The sequence below is a fragment of the Peribacillus sp. SIMBA_075 genome, from assembly GCF_046534585.1.
On record NZ_JAWRYN010000799.1, the window covers coordinates 1 to 265 of the forward strand.

Here is a 265-nt window from a genome sequence, read left to right on the forward strand (position 1 = left end):
GATTGTAGCCTGTTTGGGTGAGGATATTGTAGGCGTCCAGCAAATCACGTTTACACCTTATCTGACCCACCAAGGAAGCTGGCGAGCAACAATCGAAGGAGTTCGGACAGCATCCACAGAAAGGGGAAAGGGACTCGGGAGCAAGCTGATTCTTTGGGCAGTGGAACGAGCAAAGGAGCGCGGCTGCCATATCGTTCAGCTCACGACCGATAAACAGCGGCCAGACGCACTGCGCTTTTATGAACGTTTGGGTTTTACAGCGACG

General features: G+C 52.8%; 1 protein-coding gene. It reads left to right on the top strand.

The window, feature by feature from the left end; all coding sequences use genetic code 11:
- A partial coding sequence (locus SB775_RS30415; protein ID WP_410864985.1) for a GNAT family N-acetyltransferase occupies positions 1–265 on the top strand: 265 nt, incomplete at both ends.